Origin of the sequence: Phocaeicola sp., assembly GCF_048170425.1 — a bacterium.
Classification (GTDB): domain Bacteria; phylum Bacteroidota; class Bacteroidia; order Bacteroidales; family Bacteroidaceae; genus Phocaeicola.
Map to the genome: position 1 here is coordinate 1 of NZ_DBEXBB010000243.1, position 7123 is coordinate 7123.

A 7123-nucleotide genomic window follows, 5' to 3' on the forward strand; every position below is an offset into this window, starting at 1 on the left:
TTATATATTGTATTTTTTCAAAGACTCTTTGCAAATCCCGTTCAGCCCGCAACTTTCACATTTAGGGGCACGTGCCGTACAAACATAACGTCCGTGAAGAATCAGCCAGTGGTGTGCAGTCGGGATAAGCGATTCGGGAATATATTTCACCAGGTGTTTCTCGGTAGCTAGCGGAGTGGTGCAAGTGCGAGGAACCAGTCCGATGCGATGGCTCACGCGGAACACATGGGTGTCGACTGCCATGGCAGCCTTATTGAATACCACGCTCTGGATGACATTCGCCGTTTTGCGTCCTACACCGGGTAGTTTGATTAGTTTCTCCAGCGTGTCGGGCACGGTACTTTGGAAATCGCGTACCAGCATCTGAGCCATTCCTACCAGATGCTTGGCCTTGTTGTTGGGATAGCTCACGCTGCGGATGTATTCGAACACCACTTCCGGAGTGGTGGCAGCCAAAGCTTCGGGAGTAGGAAAATCCCTGAACAGGGGAGGGGTAATCATGTTGACCCGCTTGTCGGTACATTGTGCACTGAGGATGACAGCTATCAGCAGTTCAAATGGGTTGTTATAGTGTAGTTCTGTTTCGGCTACGGGCATGGCTGTTTGAAAATATTCGATGACTTTCTGATAAAGTTCTTTTTTTCGCATATTGTGTAGAATAATTTAGGTGAATTGTTTGTAGTTAATACCATCTCTTTCGTTTGAAAAACAGATATACTCCGATGCCGGTAACCAGCATAAGCCCCCAGGCCATCAGGTAACCGTATTTCCATCCCAGTTCGGGCATCCATTCGAAATTCATTCCCCAGATACCCGCCAGGAATGTCAGCGGAATAAAGATGGTTGATACGATGGTGAGCTGCTTCATGATATTGTTCATCCGCTGGTCGTTGTTCGACAGATAAAGGTCTACCAAGGCCGAAATCATGTCGCGGCAGCCGTCGAGAGTCTGTAGCACGAATTGCAGATGGTCGTTCACATCGTTGAAAAACGGACGGTTGGCTTTGTGAAGCAGTACATTGTCAGCATGAAACAGTTTGTTCATCTGCTCTTTAAGCGGAAGAATACATTTTTTGATGAGGCGGGCATTTTTTCGGTAAGGCTGTATATCTTCCAGTATCAGTCCACTTCTGGTTTCAGGTGAAAGCAGTGATTCTTCCATATCTTCCAGTTCGTCTTCCATTCGGGATATGATGGACATAAAGCTGGCCATGACACTGTTCAGCATGACACTCAGCAGAAAATCTGACTGGCGGTTTCGGATTTTCAGGGTATTGTTCTTCAGTGCTGTGTGAATTTCATTGAAAAAATCGCTGTCGTGTTCCATGAAGGTAAGTACGAAATTGCTTCCCTGTACAATACAAAGCTGCTGGGGAAGGTAGGCATTGTCTTTATTAACAGACAATTGCTTCAAGATAACTACGTTGTAGGTATCGTGTTCTTCAATTTTTGTCAGATGTTCCGCGTTGAGAATATCTTGTGTGGTAAGAAAGTCGATGTGGAAGAAATCGCAGACTTCCTGCACGATTTCTGTATTCTGCAATCCGTGGATTTGTACCCAGTTGATGGCATCCGGCCGGATGAAAGGGGAAAACTCTTTGATGGAAGCGCCCTGATGAAACTCCAGGATTTCTGTATTGTAAGTACAGAAATGCAGATGAGTAGGAGTTTGACTGGCTCCCGTATAATTCAGCTTTTCGCTTAGCAGGTTGTTTTTTGTCATGGGGCTTTCGGTTTAATCAATACGTTTCAGTACCACCTCTTTTTTGTCTATGTATTTATCGAAGCGGAAAGACGGCATGCCTAACGCAATACCGGCATGAACGGTTCCTTCAATACCTAACAGTTTTTGCAGCTTTCCTTTACGGTCCATTCCTGCGGCGCTGCATACGAATCCGGTGTAGAACTGTGAGACTCCTGCCACTTCTGCCATGAGTGAAGCATTCTGGTAGGCAAGATTGCAGTCCTGACATCCGAAACGCTCTTTTTTATCGGTATAGAAAAAGATGGCAGCTGTGGCACCTCTCAAAATCCCGTCGTTGCCACGTTCAAATTCTTCGTGCAGTCTTTTGAACACCGGTACGTAGCGATAGCCCGAAGGCATGAGCGGTTTCAGTATCATTTTCAGCAACGGGTTTTCCACTAGGTTTACTATCGACATAAAGGTACCAATGGTGATGCGGCTGACTTCCTTCAAGGTTTCCGGACGGGTGACCAATATCATTTTGACTTCTTGTGCATTGGTTGCCGTCGGGGCCCGATGGGCAGCCTCTATGATACGCTGTAACAGCTCTTCCGAAACTTTTTCTTTGGAAAACGCACGGTTCGAGCGGCGGGAGCGGATGAGCAGTTCCACTTGGTCGGCACTGGGAAGCTGGCTGCGGTCGATGGTATGAACCTTTTCGGGTGGGAATTCTGAATGTTCGATGGAGTTGCTCGGGCAAACGGCCACGCAATGTCCGCAACTGATGCAGTCGTCGGCATTCACTTCAATACCTTTATCATCCCGAAGGGTAAACAGAGCAGAGGGACATATTCTGACGCATTTCTTACAGCGTATGCATGTATTCTGATTGATATGTATTTGAGCCATAGTGTGGAATAAATTTAGATACATTATTCACAAAGGTACGATTTTTATTTGTTTTTTCTGTAAGCGTAAGGAGAAAACGATATTCGGAGATTGACCTTGTGACGTTTTTGGGGTGCTGTTTTCTTTTCTATGTTTCCTTTTGGTAAAACTTACGTTTCCGTACCGGGAAACGTAGGTTTCACGTAAGGAAAACATAGGGTTCTGTATCGGGAAACATAGAAAATGAAGAAATATTTGCCACATATTTGCCGCAGGTTTGTAAGATAATTGGAGGAGAATGGAGTTTAATCCCGAAAATTCTTTGTATCTTTGCACCCGATTAAAAAGAGAACATTTACATGCGATGCCGTGAATAGCGGCCGTGTATTCTAGAACACCACGTAAAAAACAGGAGCGATGAAGAAAGAAAATCTCGTATCAGTGCCTTTTATGGTTTTGGGCATTGTGTTTTGTGTCTGCCTGGTGGCGGCCAATCTGTTAGAAACCAAAGTCGTACAGCTGGGTCCGATTTCCGTAACTGCCGGACTCATTGTTTTTCCGATTTCTTACATTATTAATGACTGTATTGCCGAAGTATGGGGCTTCCGTAAGGCGCGTCTGATTATCTGGATGGGCTTCCTCATGAATTTCATGGTGGTGGCCATGGGGCAGCTGGCTGTGGCCCTTCCTGCGGCACCGTTCTGGGAGGGAGAAGAAAGCTTCAACTTTGTATTCGGTATGGCACCCCGTATTGCGGCTGCAAGTCTGGCCGCTTTTCTCGTAGGTTCGTTTATCAATGCGTATGTGATGAGCCGTATGAAGGTGGCTTCGCACGGAAAGAACTTTTCGGCTCGTGCTATTTTGTCGACCGTAGCCGGAGAGGGAGCCGATTCGCTGATTTTCTTCCCGCTGGCTTTTGGCGGACTGATGCCGGTGAGTGAACTGGCCAAGATGATGCTGGTGCAGGTGATACTCAAGACCTTGTATGAAGTGATTGTGCTGCCGGTAACCGTTCGTGTAGTGAAGTATATCAAGCGGGTGGATGACACGGATGTGTATGACGAGCATATCTCGTATAATGTATTAAGAATCAAGGAAATTTAAGGAATATGGTAAATAATAAAGAGGCTCTCGTCGTATTTAGCGGCGGGCAGGATTCTACGACTTGTCTTTTCTGGGCGAAAAAGCATTTTGAGAAAGTATATGCGCTGAGTTTTCTGTACGGGCAGAAGCATGAAAAGGAAGTGGAACTGGCACGTGAAATTGCACGGAAAGCCGGGGTGGAGTTTGAAGTCATGGATGTGTCGTTTATCGGCCATCTGGGAAAGAACTCTCTGACAGATACGTCTATTCACATGGACGAGGAAAAGCCGGAAGATTCATTTCCGAATACCTTCGTTCCGGGAAGAAACTTGTTTTTCCTGAGCATTGCAGCGGTTTATGCCCGTGAGAAAGGTATTCATCATATCGTGACGGGGGTGTCGCAGACGGATTTCAGCGGGTATCCCGATTGTCGGGACTCGTTTATCAAATCGCTGAATGTGACGCTGAACCTGGCGATGGAAGAACAGTTTGTGATTCATACTCCGCTGATGTGGATTGACAAGGCGCAGACTTGGGCACTGGCAGATGAACTGGGAGTGCTTGATTTGGTGCGGAACGAGACACTGACATGTTATAATGGAATCCCGGGCGACGGGTGCGGGCATTGTCCGGCTTGTAAATTACGCCGTGAGGGATTGGAAAAATATTTGGCTTCAAAAGAAAATAAGTAAGTATGGAAAGAAAAGATGAACTCACTTTGTTGGGTAATAAGAAAACGGTATATAAGCAGGATTATGCGCCTGAGGTGCTGGAATCGTTTGTAAACAAACATCCGGAGAATGATTACTGGGTACGTTTCAATTGTCCGGAGTTTACCAGTCTTTGTCCGATTACGGGACAGCCGGATTTTGCGGAAATCCGTATCAGCTACCTGCCGGATGTGAAGATGGTGGAAAGCAAGAGCTTGAAGCTGTATTTGTTCAGCTTCCGTAATCACGGTGATTTTCATGAAGACTGTGTGAACATTATCATGAAAGACTTGATTAAACTGATGGATCCGAAATACATTGAGGTGACGGGTATCTTTACTCCACGTGGCGGCATTTCCATTTATCCGTATTGCAATTATGGTCGTCCGGGAACGAAGTACGAGGAACTGGCCGAGTATCGGATGAAGAATCATGATTTGTAATCCGGAGTTTGCCGAAAGATAAAAGAATACGGGCGGAGAAACGGAATGTTCAGTGTTTCTCTGCCCGTATTTTTTATGGATACTTCGGCATCAGGAAAGTTCCAGTCCGAGGGCTTCCTTGAGTTTCAGCAGGCTGGGGTTTTTCTTGCTCATCATCTGAAAACGCTCTACGTGACTGTAGGCACGTACGTTTTCGTTGGCTTCACTTACTCGCGTGGTCATTTTGATTTTGCGGTTATGCAATTTCTCTTGCAGGTGGGCTTCTATTTGGGGTGCCAGTTGTTGCATGTATTTCTGAACCATATCATTGTCCACCGCAACTTCGAATGTCTGCTGGTCGGCCAGCAGGTGAGGGTGCATGTTCATCATGCGTCCGGCATTGGCTGCCTCTTCCTTAGGTAACAGGCTGGCAAACTCACGCCAGTAATAGCCTAAGTCTTTTTCATTGAACATGTAATCTTCCCATGTCTCTGCCACGGGCTGTTGCACGGGTGTATGAGATGCAGGGCGTACAGCTGGCTCTGCGGAGGCCGTCTGTGTCTTGCGGATAGACATGCCTAAACTGCCGGCTTTGATGACCGGTGCCTTTCTTTCCTTACTGACTTTGGGCAGCGGACTGCTTTTGGTGTAGGGTACTTCCGGTTGCTGCAAGGTGCTTGTATAAGGTTGTGCACTTGCTGCTGCCGGTTGAGGCTGAGGAGTCGGCTGAGAGACCGGAGCTGTAGCTGCCGGAGTCGCTTGTGCGGGTTGGGCTACAGGCTGACTGGCTTGTGCCGTATGGAAGACGGGGGATAACTGTTTCTTAGGGCCATGCCCACTTCCGGCATCTTCCGGTTCGGCTGTGAGTTGTGCCACCTGGATAAGGGTGAGTTCTACCAGCAGGCGTTTGTTTTTGCTTTGCCGATAGTTCAGGTCGCAGTCATTGCACAGCTTCATGGCTTTGTACAGGAATTGTGGCGTACATTTCTGCGCTTGAGTCTGGTAGCGATCTCGGATAGAAGCGCCGACTTCCAGTAGTTGAAGAGTGGACGAGTCACGGCTTACCAGCAGGTTTCGGAAATGAGAAGTCAGCCCCGTAATAAAATGGTTGCCGTCAAATCCTTTTCGGAGAATATCGTTGAAAGTGAGCAGACACTCGGCTACCTTATTTTCCAGGAAGAAATCGGTCAGCTTGAAATAATATTCGTAGTCCAGTACGTTCAAGTTCTCAATCACGCTTTGGTAGGTGATATGACCGTTGGTGAAGCTCACTACCTGGTCGAAGATGGAGAGGGCATCACGCATACCCCCGTCAGCTTTCTGTGCGATGACGTTCAGGGCTTCCGGTTCGGCTTCGATGTGTTCCTTGCGGGCTACGTTTTCCAGATGCTCTACCGTATCGTTTACCGTGATGCGGCTGAAGTCGTAAATCTGGCATCGGCTCAGGATGGTGGGAAGGATTTTATGTTTCTCGGTCGTGGCCAGAATGAAAATGGCGTGCTGAGGCGGTTCTTCCAGTGTCTTCAGAAAAGCATTGAAGGCTGCGGTAGACAGCATGTGTACCTCATCGATGATATACACCTTGTACTTGCCGATTTGGGGTGGGATGCGCACTTGCTCAATCAAGGAACGGATGTCTTCGACTGAGTTGTTGGAGGCCGCATCCAACTCATGGATATTATAGGAACGCTGTTCGTTGAAAGCCTTGCATGATTCACATTCGTTGCATGCCTCTCCTTCACTGGTCGGGTGAAGGCAGTTGATGGTCTTGGCAAAGATACGTGCGCAGGTAGTTTTTCCTACTCCTCGCGGACCGCAGAACAGGTAGGCATGTGCGAGTTTATGATTGGCAATGGCATTTTTCAGGGTCGTGGTCAATGCACGTTGTCCAACTACGGTATCGAAAGTGGAGGGACGGTATTTGCGTGCTGATACGATATAATTTTCCATGTGTCGATTCTTTTGTTTGATTCCTTGATATTTCTGCAAATGTACACAAAATCTCTTTCTTGTCATGGGCTTGCTATGAAATAATTTCTATCTTTGCAAGGGCAATAAAGAGTGTGTTTTATGAGTAAATTGGCTAATATATGGGCTTTTATAGGAAGACATAAGTACTGGGTGACCATCGGTGCTTTTCTGTTGATTATCGGAGTGTTGGATGAAAATAGTCTGATACGCCGCATTGCACATAAACGTGAAATTCATCAGTTGAATACGGAAATTGAGCGTTACCGGAAGCAGTATGAGGAGGACAGCAAGTTGCTGAAAGAAATTACTTCGAACAAGGAAGCATTAGAGAAGGTGGCTCGTGAGAAGTACTTGATGAAGAAAGA

General features: G+C 46.8%; 8 protein-coding genes. 4 read left to right on the forward strand and 4 right to left on the reverse strand.

Going from position 1 to position 7123, the window contains the following annotated elements:
* The 3 genes from nth to ACMJ0U_RS09630 are packed head-to-tail and all read right to left on the reverse strand — an operon-like array spanning nucleotide 1 to nucleotide 2593.
* Entirely contained in the window at nucleotides 1-648 is a 648-nt protein-coding gene (gene nth / locus ACMJ0U_RS09620) for an endonuclease III (RefSeq protein WP_417129747.1), read from the reverse strand.
* Between the two features lie 34 nt (nucleotides 649-682).
* Complete coding sequence (gene corA / locus ACMJ0U_RS09625; protein WP_417129748.1) at nucleotides 683-1723, reverse strand: magnesium/cobalt transporter CorA; 1041 nt, start codon at nucleotides 1721-1723, stop codon at nucleotides 683-685.
* 12 nt (nucleotides 1724-1735) lie between these two features.
* The gene (locus ACMJ0U_RS09630; RefSeq protein ID WP_417129749.1) at nucleotides 1736-2593 is read right to left on the reverse strand and encodes a nitroreductase family protein; all 858 of its coding nucleotides are present in this window, start codon (nucleotides 2591-2593) and stop codon (nucleotides 1736-1738) included.
* 396 nt (nucleotides 2594-2989) lie between these two features.
* Here ACMJ0U_RS09630 and ACMJ0U_RS09635 point away from each other — a divergent pair, with 396 nt between their 5' ends.
* Genes ACMJ0U_RS09635 through queF form a run of 3 tightly spaced genes read left to right on the forward strand, consistent with a single transcriptional unit; the run spans nucleotide 2990 to nucleotide 4808 of the window.
* A complete protein-coding gene (locus ACMJ0U_RS09635; RefSeq protein WP_417129750.1) occupies nucleotides 2990-3676 on the forward strand; it encodes a queuosine precursor transporter in 687 nt (228 codons plus the stop codon).
* A 5-nt stretch (nucleotides 3677-3681) separates the two neighbouring features.
* Nucleotides 3682-4347 carry a 7-cyano-7-deazaguanine synthase QueC gene (gene queC, locus ACMJ0U_RS09640; RefSeq protein WP_417129751.1) on the forward strand — a complete coding sequence of 222 codons (666 nt, stop codon included), beginning with the start codon at nucleotides 3682-3684 and terminating at the stop codon, nucleotides 4345-4347.
* A gap of 2 nt (nucleotides 4348-4349) precedes the next feature.
* Nucleotides 4350-4808 (forward strand): preQ(1) synthase, encoded by a 459-nt coding sequence (gene queF / locus ACMJ0U_RS09645; protein WP_007563319.1) that lies wholly within the window; start codon nucleotides 4350-4352, stop codon nucleotides 4806-4808.
* 90 nt (nucleotides 4809-4898) lie between these two features.
* Here queF and ACMJ0U_RS09650 read toward each other — a convergent pair whose 3' ends face one another.
* A complete protein-coding gene (locus tag ACMJ0U_RS09650; protein ID WP_417129752.1) occupies nucleotides 4899-6737 on the reverse strand; it encodes a DNA polymerase III subunit gamma/tau in 1839 nt (612 codons plus the stop codon).
* Between the two features lie 120 nt (nucleotides 6738-6857).
* Between ACMJ0U_RS09650 and ACMJ0U_RS09655 the strand changes: the two genes are divergently transcribed.
* Nucleotides 6858-7123, forward strand: a 266-nt coding sequence (locus tag ACMJ0U_RS09655) for an FtsB family cell division protein (protein WP_417129753.1), incomplete at its 3' end; no start/stop codon positions are given.

What these genes read in the sequence shown, in the direction of transcription:
- queF (WP_007563319.1), top strand. Translation starts at nt 4,350, where the DNA reads ATGGAAAGAAAAGATGAACTCACTTTGTTGGGTAATAAGAAAACGGTA.
- queC (WP_417129751.1), top strand. Translation starts at nt 3,682, where the DNA reads ATGGTAAATAATAAAGAGGCTCTCGTCGTATTTAGCGGCGGGCAGGAT.
- ACMJ0U_RS09630 (WP_417129749.1), bottom strand. Translation starts at nt 2,593, where the DNA reads ATGGCTCAAATACATATCAATCAGAATACATGCATACGCTGTAAGAAA.
- ACMJ0U_RS09635 (WP_417129750.1), top strand. Translation starts at nt 2,990, where the DNA reads ATGAAGAAAGAAAATCTCGTATCAGTGCCTTTTATGGTTTTGGGCATT.
- nth (WP_417129747.1), bottom strand. Translation starts at nt 648, where the DNA reads ATGCGAAAAAAAGAACTTTATCAGAAAGTCATCGAATATTTTCAAACA.
- corA (WP_417129748.1), bottom strand. Translation starts at nt 1,723, where the DNA reads ATGACAAAAAACAACCTGCTAAGCGAAAAGCTGAATTATACGGGAGCC.
- ACMJ0U_RS09650 (WP_417129752.1), bottom strand. Translation starts at nt 6,737, where the DNA reads ATGGAAAATTATATCGTATCAGCACGCAAATACCGTCCCTCCACTTTC.